Source organism: Saccharospirillum alexandrii, from assembly GCF_043641555.1.
Taxonomy (GTDB): Bacteria; Pseudomonadota; Gammaproteobacteria; order Pseudomonadales; family Natronospirillaceae; genus Saccharospirillum; species Saccharospirillum alexandrii_A.
In genome coordinates, this window is record NZ_JBHZRJ010000004.1 from 235,615 (window position 1) to 254,927 (window position 19,313).

Sequence of the window (19,313 nt, forward strand, 5' to 3'; positions counted from 1 at the left end):
AGTGTTGCTTGAACTTTATCAGCCTGCCCCAACTCAGGGTGCCTTGGGTGCTTGCGCCACCGTGACTGTTTTTTGAGGATGTTTCTTTGCCAACGCTGACTCGCCTGGGCCATTTGGCCGATCTGAACCCCGACTGGTTGCGCTTTAATCGCGGGATCGAACGGGAAACCCTGCGCGTCGACGGTGAAGGGCACCTGGCGCAGACGCCGCACCCGAAAGGCCTGGGGTCTGCATTGACGCATCCGTCGATCACCACCGATTACTCGGAGTCCCTGCTCGAGTTTATTACCTCAGTTCATAACCGGCCCGAAGCCGCCCTGGATGAACTGGCCCGTCTGCACCGGTTCACCTACACCCAGTTACCCAACGAGCAGCTGTGGCCTTCGAGCATGCCCTCAGCGTTACCGGCTGAAACCGAGATCCCCATAGCCCAGTATGGCAGCAGCCACGTTGGCCGGTTGAAAACCGTCTATCGCCATGGCCTGTGGCACCGTTATGGCCGGGTCATGCAGACCATCGCCGGGGTGCATTACAACTGGTCGATGCCCACCGAGTTCTGGCAGGACTGGGCGCAACGGTCAGGCTGGGAAGGCGACCTGCAACGCTTTATCAACGAAGAATATTTTGGCCTGATTCGCGGCTTTCGGCGCCACTCCTGGTTGCTGCTCTATCTGTTCGGGGCTTCACCGGCCATCGACCGCAGCTTTGGTCACAAGGGGCATACCGAATTGCTGCCACTGGGCGACGACACCCTGTACTCACCGTACGCCACGACGCTGCGCATGAGCGACATGGGCTACTCCAATAACGCCCAGAGCAGCTTATATGTGTGCTTCAACAGCCTGCAAACCTATTCCGAAACCCTCACCGATGCCATTCACACTCCCTATCCGGCGTATCAGACGCTGGGTACCAAGGTCGGGGACGATTACCGGCAAATCAGCGCCAATGTGCTGCAAATCGAAAACGAATATTACAGCGACCTGCGCCCGAAGCGAGTGGCGCGCAGCGGTGAAAAACCCATTCGCGCGCTGAACGAGCGCGGCGTGGAATACATTGAAGTGCGGTGCCTCGATATCGACCCCTTCACCCCCCTGGGTGTCGATACCGACCGCATGGTGTTTGTCGACCTCTTCCTGTTCTGGTGCCTGGTCCAGGATAACGGCCTGGTTCCCAAGGAAGAGTGCTTCAAGCTGCGCGAGAACAACCTCAATGTCGCGGCTTTTGGTCGCGACCCCGAGTTGAAGCTGAACATTCAGGGCGAGTCAGTACGGCTGAAGGAGCAGGGGCACAAGGTATTGCGCTCTCTGTCTGAGCTTGCGGTAGAAATGGATGCCTTGCTGGGCGGTGATCGTTATCAGCAGGCCGTGGCGAAGCAACTGGCTAAGGTAGACGATGTATCACTGACGCCCTCGGCCCGGTTTCTGGAGCAGATCAAACAACAGGGGTCATTCCGCCAGACCGCACTGGCACTGGCAGAACAACATCGCCAGCGCCTCGCCCCCGAGACCCTGGCGGCAGACGATCAGCAAGCCCTTGCCAGCGCAGCGCGACATAGCCTGGACGAACAAAGCCAGATAGAAGCAGCAGATCAGGGCAGTTTCGACGACTTCCTGGCGTCGTATTTACGGCAGTAGTTCAAGCTCTTAGTGTTAACCAATCGACCCAGGTAGTGTGACTTGGTTCACGTTTTTAATCTTTATTGCTGAAAGTGTGAACCAACTTCCGGTTAAGATAGCAGATCATCGTATGATGTTCGGATCGATCACAGGGAGACAGGGTCTTTGGAAACCATGCACTGGACGCTGGAAACACTGAACAAAGCCTATCAACAAGGCTACATGACGGGCCTGACGGGCCAGGGGGCAGATTCACCCCCCTATGAAAATGATGTTCTGATCGCAGCCTGGGAAGCCGGTTGGGATGATGGGTTTCAGCGCCATAAAGGCGTAAAGCCCAGTGCCGATGCCAGCTTTCTGTCTTCCAACAAACGCGCCTGACCGGCCTCAGACGCGCCTGCCTGTGCCTGCAAGGCACCACGCTATACCCGCTTTTTCCAACGCGACTCCCGCTAGCCCTGAATCACAAACGCCGTAAACAACACCTGGTCAACCTGAGGGGCGCCGGTTTCCTGTTCCATGTAACCCTGAATCTGCTCCAGCAACTCCGCTTGCAGCTCCGAACGGCCCGTGGTTGAGGTCAGTGTTTCCCGGTCCTGTGCGCTGATCAGCATAATGATTTCATGCCGGATAGCATCGGAGTGAGTACTCACCTCGAGCGCGGCCGTGCCGTCGGGTACCAGTAAACTGATACTGGCCTGCAAATAACGCAACCGCGACCCTTCACCGTAATTAATGGTAAAGCTCGGCTCCAGCTCAACGTAGGTAGGCCCCGTGGCGATGGCGTCTTCCGCGCTGGCCGGCAGAGACAGGCAAAACCACAGCGTGACCGCCAACGACAGCAGGTGGAAAGGTTTAACAATGTAGCTCAATGGCAACAAACAGCACCCCTTCTGAATTCAGATGACCGGTCAGCCTGGCACAGTAGCAACTCAGTATAGCCACCCCAGTCGACATAATGCTATCTAGCCGTAGGTGGCCTGTGTTTTATCAATCCAATACTGTCACTATCGACCGCACAGCCGGAACATTAAGGCCAGTATAAAATACTGAGCCCTGTCAGCCAGACACTCAAGAGTCCGCCGTGTTAACGGAAATGCCCAGCCCACCCGGGTGGGTGTGTCTGGGAGCTTTACTCAGGCTGTTGTTGTCCCGAATCCACCGCTGGCCTATAGTTTGTGGTCTGACATAAGTGGCCAGATGTCGGGAGCCCCGGCACCCGGCATTCGTTTATCAGAGCCAATTGATGAGCTGTTGCCGCTAAACATCTTACGGTTGAATGGAGTTACCCATGCTCGAGAATTGCAAAACAGCCCGGGAGCGGTGGGGGGGAACCCACCAAATGATCGACCGCTGGCTCGGCCAGCGCCAGGAAACTCTGGTTCGCTATTTCGATATTTCCTCGGATACCGCAGCCGATCAGCAAAGCACCCTGTTGCAGTCATTCTGTGAATCGCTGATGGATTACGTCTCGGCCGGTCACTTCGAGATCTACGAGCAACTGGTACGCGAAGCCAGGGAATTCGACGACGGCGGCATCGAACTGGCCCGCAAGCTCTACCCCCGAGTAGAGGCGACGACCCAGGTCATTGTCGATTTCAACGACAAATACGACACCCGCGATCACACCAATCAGCATGTCAGCGATCTGCCGGCCGACCTGTCCAGGCTGGGTGAAGCCATGACCGAGCGCTTTGAAATGGAAGATCAGATGATCGAGCGGCTGCACAACATTCACAAAGAGCAGGTCGCCTGAGTGATTGCCGCACGACCCAACCGCCACTGAGCCGGGCGACCGCCATGGCTGAGTCTGCCCTTCGAACCCAAGGCTGGCACCGACCCTTACGGCCGTTGTCATCCGCCTCACTAAGAAGGCTGACAATAACGGCACTGTTGGCTCTGGCGCTCGGCGGCTGCTTCCCGCAAAACCCTGACGATCAATTTGAACTGGCGACCCGGGGTGCCTACCACGGCACCCTGACACCCAATGCCAATGGCGCAGTCGTCGGTTCCATTCATCACGGTGGCAGTTTCTGGTCGTTGCACCCGCCCGCTCGTCAGTTCAACTGGAACCACGATCCGAACCGTTACACCGAAGTGCTGTACACCGATGTCTCCGCCGATGGCCAGCGTGCCCTGACCGCCGACTACAACAACCTGGCGCTGTGGAATACTCGCACGGGTGAACCGGTGTGGTATTGGACCGCTCCGGCCCGCATCCAGGCGGTCGACCTGTCGGCCGACGGCAGCCTCGCACTGCTGGGGCTGAGTAACAATCAGGCGGTGTTGTTTGATGCCATCAATGGTGGGGTGTTGCGCAACTTCGATCACGAAGGGCCGGTCATCAGCGTCTCGTTATCGGATGATGCCCGCATCGCGCTGACCGGTTCGGAAGACCTGACCGCCCGGTTGTGGAGCGTGACCGATAACCGCCGCTTGCAAACCTTCACCCTGCCGAATCAGGTCAAACTGGTCAAACTGACCGGCGATGCCCGCCTGGCGTTGCTGGCCCCGGCCGATGAAACCGCCCAGCTCTGGAACCTGGTAACCGGTGAACAGATCACTGAACTGGCCACCGGCGACGTTCGCGTATACAGCGCCCGCTTTGAGTCGGCCGGTCGGTTATTGATCGGCACCACCCAGCGTCGCATACTGCAGTTTAATGTTGAAACCGGTGAGCGAACGGGCCTGTGGCAAATCGGCAGCTTCTGGAGTAGCACCTACCAAAGTGCCACGGTACTTGATATGAGATGGCGTAATGAACGACTATGGGCACTGGGATCAGACGGCTACCTCTACGCATTCTGAACCCAGCCGGTTGCATGGCGGTGGCCTGCTACTGAATTCAAACCCCGAACAACACCGGGTGAGTTGTTAGCTTTTCTCCCGAAATCAATGACTTGAACCTCATTGATATGGCCGCGGCCACTCAAACACCAGAGCATGGTTTAATCAGCAGTAGGGTAGCGTAACAGGATGTCGTTTTATCCCTCGGATGAAAACAAAAATACAGCGCGGGTTATTTCAGCCCCTCAGCCAACTCGCCTGTTAATCGCCAATGCCAAAGGCGGCAGTGGCAAAACCACTATTGCGACCAATCTGTCGAGCCTTTTTGCCAACCGCAACGAAACCGCCGTGCTGATCGATTACGACCCACAAGGCTCCGCTACGCAATGGCTGCAGTCGCGCCAGCCCGACCGAGCCCGCATTCACGGTGTTGCGGCCTACCGCAACGCCAACGCCCAGGTCACACGCTCATTTCACTTGCGCAACATCCCGCCAGATACTTCCAAGGTCATCATCGATACCCCCTCAGGCCTGACCGGCTCGCTGCTCAATGAACTGGTGCGTGAGTGCGACATCATTATTATTCCGGTCACACCTTCACCCATCGACATTCGGGCGACGACTCTGTTCATCAAAGACCTGTTGCTGTGTCCGGTCTTTCGAACCTCGCCCAAGCGGGTTGCCGTAGTCGCCAACCGGGCGCGCAAGAACACCCTGGTGTATTCGAAGCTGGAACTGTTTCTGCGCAGCCTGAAAATACCCTTCATCACCACCTTCCGCGACACCCAATTTTATGTGCGCGCATCCGAGTACGGTCTGGGCCTTTTCGACCTGGATAACGCCCAGAATAATGACTTGCTCGACTGGCAGGCACTGATCGACTGGATCGACAGCTAACCCGGCTTGCCACCCAATCGTTGCCTGCAACCAGCCGGTTAAACCCCGAATCTTTCGTTATCTTCCTTTTTATCGTGTTTTTTTCGCGAAAACCCGATATTTAACGACTTCAACGCTTGAATTTTCAATCGTGGCTGACAATAGTACAGTGCAGAAATTAATGACGGATACGCGCCTGCTTCAGGTGTTCGTTTCCAGTCAACATTGAAGCGAATTGTCGGTTATTAATACCGACCTCGCTTCTGCCAGAAATCGGGAACACTGAGAACAACTGAGGGGATAGACTCATGGCCGCCGCCAAGAAGAAAGCGACACCAAAGACACGCACCGCCAAAAAAACTGCCGCACGCAAAACACCCGCGCGTAAAACACCGGCGACGCGCAAGACCGCTGCAAAACGCACGGCCTCGTCTGCCGCAATGACCTCACCGGTTGATGTCCTGAAGACAGAGATCGGCAAACTCCAGGTTGAACTCGAAAAAATGCGCGACAAAACGGTCGCAGACAGCGCTAAAACCCGCGACCAGCTCAAGAAAAAATTCGATGCCGCGCGCAAGAAAGTTGCCACCGCCCAGGCCAAACAGCAGGCAGCGGCTCTGCGCGCCAAAAGCAGCGCTACCCAGGCAGCGAAAAGCCAGTTGGCCAAGGCCAAGGCAACCTACCAGGCTGCCAAATCAGCCGCTGACGACCTGAAACAGGAATTCGACGCCGCCAAGGATGCCTACGTGGCAGCCGCCAATGAGAAAAAAGCGGCTGATGCTCTGAACAAAGCGCTGGATAAAGTCCGCAAGGCAGAAGAAAAGAAAGCGGCCATCGCTGCCAAGAAAGCCGCCGTCAAGGCTGCCAAATCCGCCAAAGCCAAGGCCAAAAAAGCCAAAGCCAAGCCCAGGAAAGCGGCGGCCAAGAAAACGACTGCCAAGAAACCAGCGGCCAGTGCAGCACCCAAAAAGACAGCAGTGAAGAAAGCCGCCGCCAAAAAGGCAACCACTCGCAAAGCCGCTCCTAAAAAGGCCGCACCGAAGAAAGCCGCTGCCAAGAAAACCGTAGCCAAAAAAGCTCCGGCGAAGAAAGCAGCACCCAAGAAAGCCGCCGCCAAAAAGGCCGCCACCCCAAAAGCGACCGCAAAGAAAGCGGCACCGAAAAAAGCCACAGCCAAGAAGGCCGCTACCAAGAAGCCAACGGCCGCCAAGAAAGCCCCGGCGAAAAAAGCAGCCCCGGTTAAAGCGCCTGCACCCAACGCACCGGCAGCACCACAAGCGGCTCCCTCAGCCGCGCCGTCTGCGCCCAGTGCACCGGCCGTAAGCAGCCCGGCCAACAACGTACCGGAAAAACCGGCCGCACCCAAGCAGCCGCTGGTGAACACTGTGCCGTCTGATGAAGGTCGTAGCCTGTTCGATCCGAAAAAAGACGCCTGATGCAAAGTCGGACACAGAGAGGGCACTTTTGTTGTCCACTCTGTGTCCGGTCATCCACCAGCATGCCAGGCCTGGTTAAACCCTCTGCCCACTAAACTGTAATCTGCCCAGCAACGCTTCCACAGCATCGACGGACAAATCACAGCGCTCACTCAACCGAGTGACGATTCGACGATGATCCCTTTGATCTGACTGCCCACCACCCAGGCACCTTGCCAGCAGCGACAGATCCCATCGCTCCAGTGTCAGCTCCCATTCCAGCAATCGGGCCCGTTTCGGGTCAGACCGCTCCATAGCCAGTCGATATCGACGAACCCGATGCAATAGCTGTCGCGGACGACCCGCCTGTACGGCTTGCCAGCAGCGGGTGTTTAACTCCAACTGGTTAGTAACGGCGTAAGCGGCCGCCAGAGCATCGTTGATGTGCAAGCGGGCATTCTGTTGCAGCGACAGCAAATGGTCTTGTTCAATGGCATAACAGCGTACTGCGAAGGACCAGAGGTCGGCCGATCGATCGTTGTCGGGCTTGGTGTTGTCGGGTGTTTGATTCATGATGCTGAATATCTGGAACGGCAGCGGTAATCAGAGACAGTATCACAGCGCATTGGTAAACTTCGCGCCATGATTACCTTATCCAATGTTCAACTGCAGCGCGGTGGCAAGCCGTTGCTGGAAAACGCCTCCGCCACCCTGTACCCCGGCGAACGCATTGCCGTGATCGGTGCCAATGGCAGCGGCAAGTCCACCTTGTTCCAGGTGCTTCAGGGCGACCAGAGCCTCGATGGCGGCACCGCCCGGGTACCCGCCAACTGGCGCGTCGCCCACATGGCTCAGGAAGTCGATGCCGTCGACCGCCAGGCACTCGATTTTGTATTGGACGGCGATGGCCACCTGCGTGAGCTGGAAGCAGAACTGGCGGCTGCCCAGGCCGCCGGAGATGACGACCGCGTTGCCCATGCTCTTGGCGCGCTCGATACCTACAAGGCCTTCGAAAAACAATCGCAAGCCGAACAATTGCTGATGGGGCTGGGCTTTGTCGTCACCGACTTCTCCCGGCCTGTCTCCGATTTCTCGGGCGGTTGGCGAGTTCGGCTGAACCTTGCCCGGGCACTGATGTCACCGGCCGATCTATTACTGCTCGACGAACCCACCAACCACCTCGACCTGCACACCTGTTACTGGCTCGAACGCTGGCTACAACGCTACCCGGGAACGCTGCTGCTGATTTCCCACGACCGGGACTTCATGGACGGTGTGGCTACCCAGGTGCTCAGCCTTGAACAACAGCAGCTGACACTCTATCGCGGCAACTACAGTCAGTTCGAACGCCAACGCAGTGAACGGCTGCGGTTGCAACAGGCGCAGTATGAGAAACAGCAGGCACGGGTTGCGGAAATTCAATCCTTTGTCGACCGGTTCAAAGCCAAGGCTACCAAGGCCAAGCAGGCGCAGAGCCGGGTAAAAATGCTGGAAAAGATGACACTCACGGCGCCTGCACATGTCGACAATGGCTACGACCTGTCCATTCCCTGCTACGACAAAGTCTCCGACCCGCTGCTCAGCCTCAGCGAAGTCAGCCTCGGCTATGGTGACCGCACCGTCATCAGCCAGGTTGAACTGACCCTGCACCCGGGCATGCGCGTCGGTCTGCTTGGGTTAAACGGCGCCGGCAAGTCTACGCTGGTCAAGGCGCTGGCGGGCACCTTGCAGCCACTGAGCGGCGAGATGGTGCGCGGCCAGCATTTGCGCATTGGGTATTTTGCACAGCATCAGTTGGAGTCGCTCGACAGCCAGGCCAGCCCCATGGAGCATTTGCGCAGGCTCGACCCGACGGTGCGCGAGCAGACCTTCCGCAATTTTATCGGCCGCTTTGGTTTCGCCGGCGAGCGCGCCGATGAACCGGTCGGCCAGTTTTCCGGTGGTGAAAAAGCCCGGGTTGCCCTGGCACTGATCGCCTGGCAAAAACCGAACGTACTGTTGCTCGACGAACCGACCAACCACCTCGATCTGGAAGTGCGGGATTCGCTCAACTTTGCACTCCAGCAATACGATGGTGCCGTGGTGCTGGTATCGCACGACCGCTATTTGTTGAACAACACGGCCGATACGTTCTGGTGGGTCAATGGTGGCCGGGTTACGGAGTACAGTGGTGATCTTGAGGACTACTTCCAGACCCTGCTGAAACAACCCGATAAACTTCAGGGGCATTCAACGGCCAGCGACAAGGAATCATCAGCGGCCGATAAAAAGGTCTTGCGTCAGCAAAAAGCGGCCGAGAGAGAACGCCTCAAACCGCTGCTGCGACAGCTGAAGAAGGTCGAGAGCGATCTCGAAACCGCCCAGGCTAACCTGGCAGAGCTTGAAGCCCAGCTCGCCGACACCACCTTGTATCAGGAAGAACAGAAAGTCACCTTGCAGAAAACCCTTCAGGCACAGGCTGATGGCCGCCAGAAGGTCGATGACCTGGAACAGCAATGGTTAACCCTGTCGGAGCAGATTGAAGCGGCTGAACTGTCCACATAATCTGTGGATAAGTCTCTGGACAAGCCTTGGGCAGACGCCGCCAGGCCCCGGCCAGTGGCCACTTCCGGCTCAGGGTGAAAAATGAATCAACGCCTTAAACGCTATTAAAATCAAGGCATTAGGGTTTGACAACCGGCCAGAATGCCGGCGATGCCCGGGCAGCTCCGCTGAGTGGCCGAATGTGAATAAAACTGAGTATCGACCGGGGTTAGAATTCGAATTCAGCGCTACCCGATGCTTTTTGATGACCCGGACAGGCCGTGCAATACGGACACACCTTTTAGGAGAACACCATGAAAAAAGATGAAGAACGCAGTTTCGACCCGGTCGCTGACCGACTGATCAAATCCCGCAAGCTGGTTATTTGCGAGGAGATCAACCAGTCCATGGCCAAGCGCGTTATTGGTCAGCTTCTGGCCATGGCCGATGAGTCAGACGAGGACATCCACTTGTTCATCAACAGCCAGGGTGGCCATGTTGAAGCCGGCGACACCATTCACGACATGATTCAGTACGTCGATGCCCGGGTCAAAGTGATCGGTACCGGCTACGTCGCCAGCGCTGGCACGCACATTTTTCTGGCGGCCGATAAAGAAGACCGCTATTGCCTGCCCAACACCCGTTTTCTGATTCATCAGCCGTCAGGCGGCGTGGGTGGCCAGGCCAGCGACATCGCGATACAGGCGGAACAGATCATCCGCATGCGCGAGCGTCTGGCACAAATCATCGCCAATGCCACCGGCCAACCCATTGAACGCGTGCGCTCCGACATCGAACGCGATCGCTGGCTGACCACGTCTGAAGCCATCGAGTACGGTATTGTCAGCCAGGTCGTTCGCTCGTCGAAAGAAATAAGCTGACAGCTGACACATTCTTATAGCCACAAAAAAGCCCGGCCAGTGCCGGGCTTTTTTCGTTCAATCTCGCCAGTCCAGTCTTACTTGATCTTGGCTTCTTTGAACATGACGTGCTTGCGAACCACCGGATCAAACTTTTTGAATTCCAGTTTGTCGGGTGTATTACGCTTGTTCTTGTCTGTGGTGTAGAAGTAGCCAGTGCCAGCGCTGGATACCAACTTGATCTTGTCACGCATGGTTCGGCTCCTTAAATCTTGTCGCCACGGGCACGAACGTCAGCCAGTACGGCCTCGATACCCTTCTTGTCGATGATGCGCATGCCCTTTGATGAGACACGCAGTTTGACAAAACGCTTTTCACCCTCAACCCAAAAACGGTGAGTGTGCAGGTTCGGCAGGAACCGACGCTTGGTTTTGACATGTGAGTGGGAAACATTATTCCCGGTTACAGGACGCTTTCCCGTAACTTGGCAAACTCTGGACATTATTAATCGCCTCCGATTCTTCGGTGCCACCGAGGTTCAACATAAACCGATCGACCCCCCGACATGTATTGGTTCGGCCGCTTCTAGCCCCCGATCCGCACTTTTAATCCGGGGCCCGGATAAAATGAGGCGCGATTTATACCAGAACAGGCCAGCAAGCTCAAGAGAAAGCGGCGAATAAATGATCGAAACGACTATAAACACACAAGTTTCGGAGGTCGGGTTAGTTGAGTGGCAATGGCCCGCGCCAGCTACCGGTGGTCCCTCTGCGGGGTCGGCGTAAATCCTTCCCTAGAGCCTAGACCGCAGGATATGACTCCCATCCATGGGAGTCACCCTTCGGGCTCGCTCCGCTCATGCTAAAACGCTCCCGGCGTTTTAGTCCCTGCTGCGGACTCCCCCGCAGAGGGACCACCGGCAGCCGCCGCTCGTTATGTGCGAGCTCCGACACCTGAGTACTTAGATGCTATATCCAGCCCCGTTCGGCAAAACTGACCACCACCCCGGCTCCCACCACCATATGATCCAGTACCCGAACATCGATGGCGCGCAATGATTCCACCAGCCGATCGGTGATCTGCCGGTCAGCCTGACTGGGTTCGGCGACGCCACTGGGGTGGTTATGCGCCAGAATCACCGCCGCTGCATTGTGTTTCAGGGCCGTGCGCACCACCTCACGCGGATACACCGCCGCGCCGTCGATGGTGCCCGTGAACAGGGGTTCGTATTGCAGCACCCGGTGCTGGTTATCGAGCCAGATGCAGGCGAATACCTCGTGCGGCAGGCCGCGCATCTGGGCCAGCAAATAGTGGCGGGTGTCTGCCGGCGAGGTGAGTGAGGGCGAGGCTTTCAGGTCATCCATCAAATAACGCCGGCTCATTTCGAGCACCGCCTGCAGTTGCACAAACTTGGCCGAGCCCAGCCCCTTGCCCTGGCAAAAGCGGGCCTGGTCTGCGGCCAGCAGGGTGCCCAGGCTGCCGTAGTCGGTCAGTAGCTGGCGGGCCAGATCCACCGCGCTGACGCCGGGCAGGCCGGTACGCAGAAAGATAGCCAGTAATTCTGCATCGGTCAGGGCGCTGGCCCCACGTTGCAGCAGTTTTTCCCGTGGCCGGTCTGAAGCCGGCCAGTCCTTGATCGACATGGTTGCGTCCTTTTTCGGGCAGACACCCTTGTCTGCCGGTCACGAAGCTGAAATGCCAACCGTGTTGTCACCCGCCCCGCTGTGATGAACACCAATCCCTTATGGTATTCTTGCCATCTATTTTGAGTGGCAGAGCACGAGCATGCAAACCCCAAACCTGGAGACTCTGGCTGGCAAGCGCATCATTGTCGGCATTACCGGTGGCATTGCAGCCTACAAGGCCGCTGAACTGGTGCGCGAGCTGGTACGGGCTGAGGCCGAGGTGCGGGTGGTGATGACCAATGCGGCCCGGGAATTCATTACGCCGCTTACGCTCCAGGCGCTCAGCGGCCACCCGGTGCATCATTCCCTGCTCGATGAAGCCGCCGAAATGGGCATGGGTCATATTGAACTGGCACGCTGGGCTGATTTGTTGCTGATCGCGCCAGCCACCGCCGACTTCATTGCGCACCTGGTGGCGGGCTCGGGGCACGACCTGCTCAGTACCCTCTGGCTGGCAACCACGGCGCAGCGTGCGCTGGCGCCGGCCATGAACGAAAAAATGTGGCTCAATGCCGCCACCCAGGCCAATGTCACCCGGTTGCAACAGCTGTACCCGACACTCGCCTGGTTCGGGCCCGATGCCGGTCAGCAGGCCTGTGGCGATGTCGGCCCGGGCCGCATGCTCGAACCTCATAATCTGGCTGAGCTCGCCGGCGGGTTGTTTCATCGCGGCAGCCTGACTGGCAAGCGGGTGGTGATTACCGCCGGCCCCACCCGCGAAGCACTGGACCCGGTACGCTACCTGAGCAATCACAGCAGCGGCAAGATGGGCTTTGCACTGGCGCAAGCGGCGGCCGAGGCCGGTGCCCGGGTCACCCTGATTGCCGGGCCGGTGCACCTGCCGACACCCGACCGGGTCAATCGCATCGATGTCATCAGCGCCCAGCAGATGTACCAGGCCGCACTCGGTGAATTGGGCGATGTTGATCTGTTTATCGGTACGGCTGCCGTCGCCGACTATCGACCTGCGGAAACGGCTACCCAGAAAATGAAAAAGACCCCGGGCTCAGAACAGTTGACGCTGCACCTGGTCCAGAACCCGGACATCATCGCCACGGTGGCCAGCCACGCCAAGCGGCCCGGCTGTGTGGTCGCCTTCGCCGCAGAGACTCAGGACGTGGAAGCCTACGCCCGGGCCAAGCTCGCCCGCAAACAGGTCGACTGGGTTGTGGCCAACGACGTGTCCCGCACCGACATCGCTTTCGGCAGCGACCAGAACGAGATACTCCTGGTCGGGGCCGACCATCACGAAGCCTTCGGGCCTGCCTCGAAAAGCGCGGTGGCACGCTTTATCATCGCGACCATTAGCTGACAACACCTGACCACTAAACCCAAACACCGGAACCTCGACACTCCATGAAGAAACCGCTGAAGATCAAGAAACTCGATGCCCGCCTGGGCGACACCCTGCCATTGCCACACTACGGCACCGAAGGCTCGGCCGGGCTCGACCTGCGCGCCTGTCTGGATGAGGCACTGACGCTCAAGCCCGGCCAAACCGAATTGATCGGTACCGGTCTCGCCATCTATGTGGAAGACCCGGCCTACGCCGCCATGATCCTGCCGCGCTCGGGTCTGGGCCACAAGCACGGCATCGTGCTGGGCAATCTGGTCGGCCTGATCGACAGCGATTACCAGGGTGAGCTGATGGTGTCATGCTGGAACCGGGGCAACACCGAGTTCACCATCGAGCCTGGCGAACGCATCGCCCAACTGGTGCTGGTACCGGTCGTACAGGCCGATTTTCAGTGGGTTGAAAGCTTCGAGGAAACCGACCGGGGCGCCGGTGGTTTTGGTCACACCGGTCGACATTAGTCGGAATTGTTCAACAAGGCTTAACCTGTCACTGAGCTTGGGCTAAAGTAGCTGAATGAAGTGAGCAATCACTGCACCCGCCAGTGCGCGGATAGGCCAGTTGCTCAGCAGCACGATGTATTCAACCATCCTCTTTTAAGGAATTGTCTGTGGCGTTACTCGGCAACAAGAAGAACAAACCCAAGGCCAGTGAGAAGTCGACTCAGAGCACCACAGGCAATGCGGCCAACCGCAGTGTGTTCACCTATCTGATGGTGCCGATGCTGGCCATTGCCCTGTCGATCGGGGCTTCGGCCTGGTGGGTCATCAACCAGGCCATTGGCCCGGTTAACGAAACCCACCAGCAACAACTGATCAGTCAGGTAGGTGAACAATACGAAGCCTACTTTAATAATGTTCTGAACCAGCACCGCACACTGATGCAGCGCCTGGCCAGTGGCGACCAACTGGTCGACCTGATACAAAACGCCAGCCGGGCCGAACTCGATAACGCCGAAGCTCGTCTGGTCAACAACTTACCCTACGGTCTTGCGGTGCATCTGTTCCCGCTCGGCCAGGCAGCCCAGCAACCCAATGCCATGCCGCCGCTGGCGTTCGCCGGCATGGACATGATCAGACGCACCGAGCAGGGCCAGAACCTGCCCTGGGAAGCCCACCAGCTCAACGGTGAACCTTACTTGCATTCAGTCATCGCGGTGCGCAATGCAACGGGCACCCTGATCGGCACCCTCAGTGTCAGCCAGGACATGGCCTTTCTGGAGGAATCACTGAACGGTATCGACAGCACTCAGGGCAACGTCGTGGTGGTGCAGCAATTTCAGGGCAGTAGTCAGCAAACTCTTCTGACGTACGGCGTAAAAACCTCCAACCCGGTGCGCACCCTGCGTTCGGACAACCCGAACTGGACACTGACCTTCCAGCCCTCGGACGAGCTGGCGCAATCGACGGTCTTTGCCGCCACCAACCTCTGGGCCACCTTTGGGTTGATTTTCATCATCGCGCTTGCCTCAATGCTGATCGCCGCCAGCCGGTTGCAGGCCGCCATGCGGCACGATGCGAATCTGTTTGCCCGTTTTATTCAGCGGGTGCTGAGCAATCAGTCGGTCGACACTCAACCCTACCGGCTGGGCCTGTTCAACTCGCTGGCCAAAAGCGTTAACCGCATGCGCATGGGCAAAGGTACCCGTCCCAGCACAGCGGCCATGGTGTCACAGGGCGGTCAGCCGTATAGTCAGACCCCGCCGCCGGTACCCGTGGCGGAAGAAGCTGATGACGACTTCGACGTCAGCATGCTGGAAAGCGACGACGACCTGCTGGGTATGGATTCTCCGGCACCGATGCAAATGGGCCACAGCTCGCCGGTATCTGCCGAGATTTTCCGGGCTTATGACATTCGCGGCATTATGGGCGAAACCCTCGACAGCGACATCGCCCGCAAGATCGGCCTGGCCATTGGCAGCGAAGCGCTGGACCGCGGCGAACAAACTGTGGTGGTGGCGCGCGACGGTCGCCTGTCGAGCCCGGAACTGAGCAAAGCCCTGATCGCCGGGCTAACCGCCAGCGGTCGCGATGTCATCGATATCGGGGTGGTGCCCACACCTCTGGCCTATTACGCCACCCATACCCTGGGCACGCCTTCCTGCGTGATGGTGACCGGCAGCCATAACCCCAGCAATTACAACGGTTTCAAGATCGTACTGGCGGGCAACACCCTGTCGACCGACGAAATTCTGAATCTGCACCGGCGCATAGAGGAAGAACGCTTCCACAGCGGCAACGGCAGCAGCACCAGCAGCGAGATCACTCCCAGCTACATCAATCGGGTCACCGAAGACGTGAAGGTTTCACGGCCGCTGAAAGTGGTCATCGACTGCGGCAACGGAGTGGCTGGTAACATCGCGCCCAAACTGATCAAATCACTCGGTTGCCATGTCCTGCCCCTGTATTGCGACGTCGATGGCAACTTCCCGAACCACCATCCGGACCCGAGCGATCCGAAAAACCTGCAAGACCTGGCACGCACGGTCATCGAAACACGGGCCGACATCGGCCTGGCCTTCGATGGCGACGGTGATCGCATTGGGCTGGTCACCAATTCGGGCAAGATCATTCCGGCCGACCGCCTGCTGATGTTGCTGGCCAAGGACATGATTACCCGCAACCCGGGCGCGACCGTAATTTATGACGTCAAATGCAGCCGGCGCTTGCAGGGGCTGATTGTCGGCTACGGCGGCAAGCCGCTGATGTGGAAAACCGGACACTCGCACATCAAACGCAAGATGAAAGAAGTCGATGCGCTGCTCGCTGGTGAGATGAGCGGTCACATCTTCTACAAGGAACGCTGGTACGGTTTTGACGATGCACTCTACACGGCTTGCCGCCTGCTGGAGATCATCTCCACCCGCAGCGACAGCCTGGACGCATTGTTCGGCAGTTTCCCGGAAGACATCAACACCCCGGAAATGAACATCTCCGCGCCCGACGACCGCAAGTTCCGCATCGTCGAGCAACTGCAGCGCAATGCCGCCTTTCCAGGCGGACGCATCACCGACATCGATGGTTTGCGCGTCGATTTCCCCGATGGCTGGGGCCTGGTGCGCGCCTCCAACACCTCGCCCAAACTGGTATGCCGGTTCGAAGCCGACACTGACCAGGCGATGTCTCGCATTCAGGATGCCTTCCGCTCCCAGCTGCAAGCCGTTGACAGCCAGTTACAGATTCCCTTTTAATGCGGCGTTTTCTGGAAAGCGCCGGGCACCTCAGGTAGCCCGGCGCTAACCTTCCGGGCCGGGCTGGCTGCTATTGCCACGCCGGGCACACCCCATACCGGACAGGTTTCATTTTCCGGTCATCACCGCGCAGACAGTCATTAGTAGGTCATATCATGCCGCTCGATCGTAAAACCGCCCTGAACTTTGTGAACGTCCTGCACGAAGCCCTGCCGTACCTGCAGAAGTTTCAGGGCGCCACCGTCGTCATCAAGTACGGCGGCAACGCCATGGTCGATGACGTACTCAAAGCCAGCTTTGCCCGTGACATCGTTTTGCTCAAAACCGTGGGCATTAACCCGGTGGTGGTGCACGGCGGCGGCCCGCAAATTGGCGAGTTGCTGACCAAGCTGAATATCGAGAGCAAGTTCGTCAATGGCATGCGCGTCACCACCAGCGAGACCATGGATGTGGTGGAAATGGTGCTCGGTGGCCTGGTCAACAAAGACATTGTTAACCTGATCAACCAGGCGGGCGGCAAGGCCTTTGGTATTACCGGCAAAGACGGACACACCATTCAGGCCCGCAAGCTTAAGGTCACGCGCAAGACGCCGGATCTCGATACGTCGGAGATCATCGACATCGGCCACGTCGGGGAGGTGGATAAAGTCGATACCCGCCTGATCGAACTGATGACCGAAGGCGGCTACATTCCCGTCGTCGCCCCCATTGGCGTCGGTAAAGACGGGGCGTCCTACAACATCAATGCCGACCTCGTTGCCGGCAAGCTGGCCGAAGTGCTGGGTGCCGAAAAACTGATACTGCTGACCAACATCAGTGGCCTGCAGAACAAGGAAGGCCAGGTTCTGACTGGCCTGAGCACCGAGCAGGTGGATGCACTGATCGCGGACGGCACCATTTACGGCGGCATGCTGCCGAAAATTCAGTGCGCCCTGGAGGCGATTCACAACGGCGTGACCAGCGCACACATCATCGACGGCCGGGTAGCGCACGCAACGTTGCTGGAAATCTTTTCGAACGAGGGCGTCGGCACGCTGATCACCAACAACGCCGACATTCTCGACCAGACGCAGATGGAACCCTCATGACCGAAAGTAACACCCAGGAAGGCTTGTCGCGTCGCGATCAGATTCTGCAGGCGCTGGCCCACATGCTGGAAAGCAGCCCGGGCAAAACCATCACCACTGCCCGCCTGGCCAAGGCCGTCGGTGTTTCGGAAGCGGCACTGTATCGCCACTTTCCAAGCAAGGCAAAGATGTTCGAAGGGCTGATTGAGTTCATTGAAGAGACGCTGTTTTCCCGCGTTAGCCGAATTTTGCAGGAAGAAAGCCGGGCCGTGGCCCAATGCGAAGCCGTGCTAACCCTGCTGCTGCATTTCGCCGAACGCAACCCGGGCATGTGCCGCATTCTGATCGGCGATGCCCTGGCAGGCGAAGTGGAGCGACTGCGGTCACGCGTCGCCCAGGTATTCGACCGGCTGGAAACCCAGATCAAGCAGATACTGCGCGAAGCCGAATTGCGCGAAGGGCTGCGCACCGAAATGACCGCCACTCAGACCGCCAACCTGTTACTAAGCGTTGCCGAAGGGCGCATCAACCAGTTCGTACGCAGCGAGTTCAAGCGTAATCCCACCCAGGACTGGGATGCCCAGTGGCGAGTGCTGACCCAGGCAATTTTCAAATAGGCCAGATCGCGTCAGGTGCCACTGGCACCTGACGCTTATATTGCGCTCACGTCACACTATTAACTGCTCGCTCTAAAACCGAATCCGTAACCCGGTTCCAAACCGCGTCGTATTTCCCTCGCTTTCTTCCGGCAGAAACACCTCGGCAAAGTTGTAGGCACTCACTTGGTTCGAGAACCGGATTTCATGCATGCCGGCAAACATCAACTGCGTTTCCTCAATGGTTTCAGCATCGTTTTCCTGAGCGGAATACCCACCCGTTAAACGCAGCCGATTCTGCCAGCGGGTGATGTCCAGCGGCAGTTCAGCGAAACCGACAAAACTGGTGCCGTTGAGATCCTGATCCCCGTTACCGGCAAATTGCAGCAAGCCACCCACTGTGATTTCGTTCAAATAGTACTCACCCACCAGGCGAAACAGCTGAGTGTTGGTATTGGCACCGTTGACTTCAAACGCACCGGACACACTGAACGCCTGCTGGGCCATGGTTGCCGCCAGTGAGATGCCCGTCTCACCATTGGGGTTCTGGGCGGGCAGCACCGCGCCATCGAAACTCAGGCCATTGCCCAGGTCGGCGCTGGTGAAGTTAATGCCGGTGTTGTAGCCTTTGAACTTGGCGCCCGTGGGCAAGTCAGCACCCGGTGCCTGCACGCCATCGCCCAGGATATTTGAAAAATTGATGGGGTCTTCATCCATCAGGTTCAGATAAGACTGGGTCTTGGTCAGCGGTGTCGGGCCGCCAAAGAGACGCACCGTGCCGAAATCACCTTCCAGCCCCACATGGCCGCGCAAGGCCTGGGGTGCACCAGCTTCAACGATATCGGCATACAGCCGGGCATCGAAGACCGCCGTGATCGACGAATCTATTTCGGTGTCACCACGAAACCCAAAGTGGGACAAGCCACCATCAATGCCCAGACTGGTGCCGTCATCGTTGTTATTCACATAGGTATTGGCATTCGCCGACCCATAAATTGTGGTTGCGGCCTGGGTAGTGGAGGCCACACCCAACGCCAGAACCGGGACTGTCCACAAAGCTTTCATAAAGACTCCTTATCTGTTGATTGCTACGCTCTGGAATACCCAGTTGAAAGTGATAACGTTAACAAGTGCCGTCTGCCGGGTAGCCCTGTGCAGGGTGGTCCGCAGCAAGGACGCTGCGGTCCAGGCCCCACGGATGGGTTCACGCCGACCCTGAACAGGGCTACCCGGTAGTCGGCGCGAATACCCGCCACCGAATATCGAGTAGCCTGAGGGTCAAGTCGAGATAGCCTGTTCAGCATACCCATTGAGAGTGACCGATTCTGAGAGGCAGGTCAA

Annotated in this window: 19 protein-coding genes; 13 read left to right on the forward strand and 6 right to left on the reverse strand. The window is 58.0% G+C overall.

All coding sequences use genetic code 11. The features are described 5' to 3' along the window. Positions 1 to 86 precede the first annotated feature (86 nt). Together gshA and rmf are read left to right on the forward strand one after the other, a co-directional pair. On the forward strand, positions 87 to 1,637 hold the full coding sequence (gshA, locus tag ACHUE7_RS15565) for a glutamate--cysteine ligase (RefSeq protein WP_394170811.1): 1,551 nt from the start codon (positions 87 to 89) through the stop codon (positions 1,635 to 1,637). A gap of 156 nt (positions 1,638 to 1,793) precedes the next feature. After that, positions 1,794 to 2,000 carry a ribosome modulation factor gene (gene rmf, locus ACHUE7_RS15570; protein WP_348475027.1) on the forward strand — a complete coding sequence of 69 codons (207 nt, stop codon included), beginning with the start codon at positions 1,794 to 1,796 and terminating at the stop codon, positions 1,998 to 2,000. Positions 2,001 to 2,071: 71 nt separating this feature from the next. Here rmf and ACHUE7_RS15575 read toward each other — a convergent pair whose 3' ends face one another. After that, complete coding sequence (locus ACHUE7_RS15575) at positions 2,072 to 2,500, reverse strand: flagellar basal body-associated FliL family protein (protein ID WP_394170812.1); 429 nt, start codon at positions 2,498 to 2,500, stop codon at positions 2,072 to 2,074. Positions 2,501 to 2,910: 410 nt separating this feature from the next. Here ACHUE7_RS15575 and rsd point away from each other — a divergent pair, with 410 nt between their 5' ends. The 4 genes from rsd to ACHUE7_RS15595 all read left to right on the forward strand — a co-directional run bounded on the left by rsd (position 2,911) and on the right by ACHUE7_RS15595 (position 6,718). Continuing rightward, positions 2,911 to 3,375, forward strand: a complete 465-nt coding sequence (rsd, locus tag ACHUE7_RS15580; RefSeq protein WP_394170813.1) for a sigma D regulator — start codon at positions 2,911 to 2,913, stop codon at positions 3,373 to 3,375. Positions 3,376 to 3,419: 44 nt separating this feature from the next. Next, complete coding sequence (locus ACHUE7_RS15585) at positions 3,420 to 4,427, forward strand: WD40 repeat domain-containing protein (RefSeq protein WP_394170814.1); 1,008 nt, start codon at positions 3,420 to 3,422, stop codon at positions 4,425 to 4,427. Positions 4,428 to 4,595: 168 nt separating this feature from the next. Continuing rightward, entirely contained in the window at positions 4,596 to 5,303 is a 708-nt protein-coding gene (locus ACHUE7_RS15590; RefSeq protein ID WP_127558963.1) for a ParA family protein, read from the forward strand. Positions 5,304 to 5,590: 287 nt separating this feature from the next. Further along, positions 5,591 to 6,718: a hypothetical protein gene (locus ACHUE7_RS15595; protein ID WP_394170815.1), complete on the forward strand. Its 1,128-nt coding sequence runs from the start codon at positions 5,591 to 5,593 to the stop codon at positions 6,716 to 6,718. A 75-nt stretch (positions 6,719 to 6,793) separates the two neighbouring features. On the opposite strand, the gene ACHUE7_RS15600 is transcribed toward ACHUE7_RS15595, so the two are convergent. Then, the gene (locus ACHUE7_RS15600) at positions 6,794 to 7,270 is read right to left on the reverse strand and encodes a DUF2390 domain-containing protein (protein WP_394170816.1); all 477 of its coding nucleotides are present in this window, start codon (positions 7,268 to 7,270) and stop codon (positions 6,794 to 6,796) included. A 69-nt stretch (positions 7,271 to 7,339) separates the two neighbouring features. On the opposite strand from ACHUE7_RS15600, the gene ACHUE7_RS15605 reads away from it, so the two are divergent. Together ACHUE7_RS15605 and ACHUE7_RS15610 are read left to right on the forward strand one after the other, a co-directional pair. Next, positions 7,340 to 9,241 (forward strand): ABC-F family ATP-binding cassette domain-containing protein, encoded by a 1,902-nt coding sequence (locus ACHUE7_RS15605; protein WP_394170817.1) that lies wholly within the window; start codon positions 7,340 to 7,342, stop codon positions 9,239 to 9,241. 293 nt (positions 9,242 to 9,534) lie between these two features. Further along, the gene (locus ACHUE7_RS15610) at positions 9,535 to 10,101 is read left to right on the forward strand and encodes an ATP-dependent Clp protease proteolytic subunit (protein WP_213678956.1); all 567 of its coding nucleotides are present in this window, start codon (positions 9,535 to 9,537) and stop codon (positions 10,099 to 10,101) included. Positions 10,102 to 10,178: 77 nt separating this feature from the next. On the opposite strand, the gene rpmG is transcribed toward ACHUE7_RS15610, so the two are convergent. The 3 genes from rpmG to radC all read right to left on the reverse strand — a co-directional run bounded on the left by rpmG (position 10,179) and on the right by radC (position 11,723). Further along, positions 10,179 to 10,334, reverse strand: coding sequence for a 50S ribosomal protein L33 (rpmG, locus tag ACHUE7_RS15615; RefSeq protein WP_127558971.1), 156 nt, complete (start codon positions 10,332 to 10,334; stop codon positions 10,179 to 10,181). 11 nt (positions 10,335 to 10,345) lie between these two features. After that, a complete protein-coding gene (gene rpmB / locus ACHUE7_RS15620; RefSeq protein ID WP_028670254.1) occupies positions 10,346 to 10,582 on the reverse strand; it encodes a 50S ribosomal protein L28 in 237 nt (78 codons plus the stop codon). A gap of 466 nt (positions 10,583 to 11,048) precedes the next feature. Next, a complete protein-coding gene (gene radC / locus ACHUE7_RS15625; RefSeq protein ID WP_394170818.1) occupies positions 11,049 to 11,723 on the reverse strand; it encodes a RadC family protein in 675 nt (224 codons plus the stop codon). A gap of 157 nt (positions 11,724 to 11,880) precedes the next feature. Between radC and coaBC the strand changes: the two genes are divergently transcribed. The 5 genes from coaBC to slmA all read left to right on the forward strand — a co-directional run bounded on the left by coaBC (position 11,881) and on the right by slmA (position 17,993). Continuing rightward, positions 11,881 to 13,077, forward strand: coding sequence for a bifunctional phosphopantothenoylcysteine decarboxylase/phosphopantothenate--cysteine ligase CoaBC (gene coaBC, locus ACHUE7_RS15630; protein WP_394171074.1), 1,197 nt, complete (start codon positions 11,881 to 11,883; stop codon positions 13,075 to 13,077). Positions 13,078 to 13,121: 44 nt separating this feature from the next. Then, positions 13,122 to 13,580 carry a dUTP diphosphatase gene (gene dut, locus ACHUE7_RS15635; protein ID WP_394170819.1) on the forward strand — a complete coding sequence of 153 codons (459 nt, stop codon included), beginning with the start codon at positions 13,122 to 13,124 and terminating at the stop codon, positions 13,578 to 13,580. Between the two features lie 149 nt (positions 13,581 to 13,729). Beyond that, entirely contained in the window at positions 13,730 to 16,309 is a 2,580-nt protein-coding gene (locus ACHUE7_RS15640; protein WP_394170820.1) for a phosphomannomutase/phosphoglucomutase, read from the forward strand. Positions 16,310 to 16,464: 155 nt separating this feature from the next. Further along, a complete protein-coding gene (argB, locus tag ACHUE7_RS15645) occupies positions 16,465 to 17,397 on the forward strand; it encodes an acetylglutamate kinase (protein WP_394170821.1) in 933 nt (310 codons plus the stop codon). Further along, a complete protein-coding gene (slmA, locus tag ACHUE7_RS15650; protein ID WP_213678952.1) occupies positions 17,394 to 17,993 on the forward strand; it encodes a nucleoid occlusion factor SlmA in 600 nt (199 codons plus the stop codon). The genes argB and slmA overlap by 4 nt, the downstream gene beginning before the upstream one ends. Positions 17,994 to 18,065: 72 nt before the next feature. On the opposite strand, the gene ACHUE7_RS15655 is transcribed toward slmA, so the two are convergent. Continuing rightward, positions 18,066 to 19,037 carry a porin gene (locus tag ACHUE7_RS15655; RefSeq protein WP_394170822.1) on the reverse strand — a complete coding sequence of 324 codons (972 nt, stop codon included), beginning with the start codon at positions 19,035 to 19,037 and terminating at the stop codon, positions 18,066 to 18,068. Between the last annotated feature and the right edge of the window lie 276 nt (positions 19,038 to 19,313).

Excerpts from the sequence above, each read along its gene's own strand:
- slmA (WP_213678952.1), top strand. The coding sequence starts at position 17,394 with ATGACCGAAAGTAACACCCAGGAAGGCTTGTCGCGTCGCGATCAGATT.
- radC (WP_394170818.1), bottom strand. The coding sequence starts at position 11,723 with ATGTCGATCAAGGACTGGCCGGCTTCAGACCGGCCACGGGAAAAACTG.
- rpmB (WP_028670254.1), bottom strand. The coding sequence starts at position 10,582 with ATGTCCAGAGTTTGCCAAGTTACGGGAAAGCGTCCTGTAACCGGGAAT.
- ACHUE7_RS15610 (WP_213678956.1), top strand. The coding sequence starts at position 9,535 with ATGAAAAAAGATGAAGAACGCAGTTTCGACCCGGTCGCTGACCGACTG.
- ACHUE7_RS15605 (WP_394170817.1), top strand. The coding sequence starts at position 7,340 with ATGATTACCTTATCCAATGTTCAACTGCAGCGCGGTGGCAAGCCGTTG.
- ACHUE7_RS15585 (WP_394170814.1), top strand. The coding sequence starts at position 3,420 with ATGGCTGAGTCTGCCCTTCGAACCCAAGGCTGGCACCGACCCTTACGG.
- ACHUE7_RS15590 (WP_127558963.1), top strand. The coding sequence starts at position 4,596 with ATGTCGTTTTATCCCTCGGATGAAAACAAAAATACAGCGCGGGTTATT.
- rsd (WP_394170813.1), top strand. The coding sequence starts at position 2,911 with ATGCTCGAGAATTGCAAAACAGCCCGGGAGCGGTGGGGGGGAACCCAC.
- ACHUE7_RS15600 (WP_394170816.1), bottom strand. The coding sequence starts at position 7,270 with ATGAATCAAACACCCGACAACACCAAGCCCGACAACGATCGATCGGCC.
- dut (WP_394170819.1), top strand. The coding sequence starts at position 13,122 with ATGAAGAAACCGCTGAAGATCAAGAAACTCGATGCCCGCCTGGGCGAC.
- rpmG (WP_127558971.1), bottom strand. The coding sequence starts at position 10,334 with ATGCGTGACAAGATCAAGTTGGTATCCAGCGCTGGCACTGGCTACTTC.
- argB (WP_394170821.1), top strand. The coding sequence starts at position 16,465 with ATGCCGCTCGATCGTAAAACCGCCCTGAACTTTGTGAACGTCCTGCAC.
- ACHUE7_RS15655 (WP_394170822.1), bottom strand. The coding sequence starts at position 19,037 with ATGAAAGCTTTGTGGACAGTCCCGGTTCTGGCGTTGGGTGTGGCCTCC.
- ACHUE7_RS15595 (WP_394170815.1), top strand. The coding sequence starts at position 5,591 with ATGGCCGCCGCCAAGAAGAAAGCGACACCAAAGACACGCACCGCCAAA.
- rmf (WP_348475027.1), top strand. The coding sequence starts at position 1,794 with ATGCACTGGACGCTGGAAACACTGAACAAAGCCTATCAACAAGGCTAC.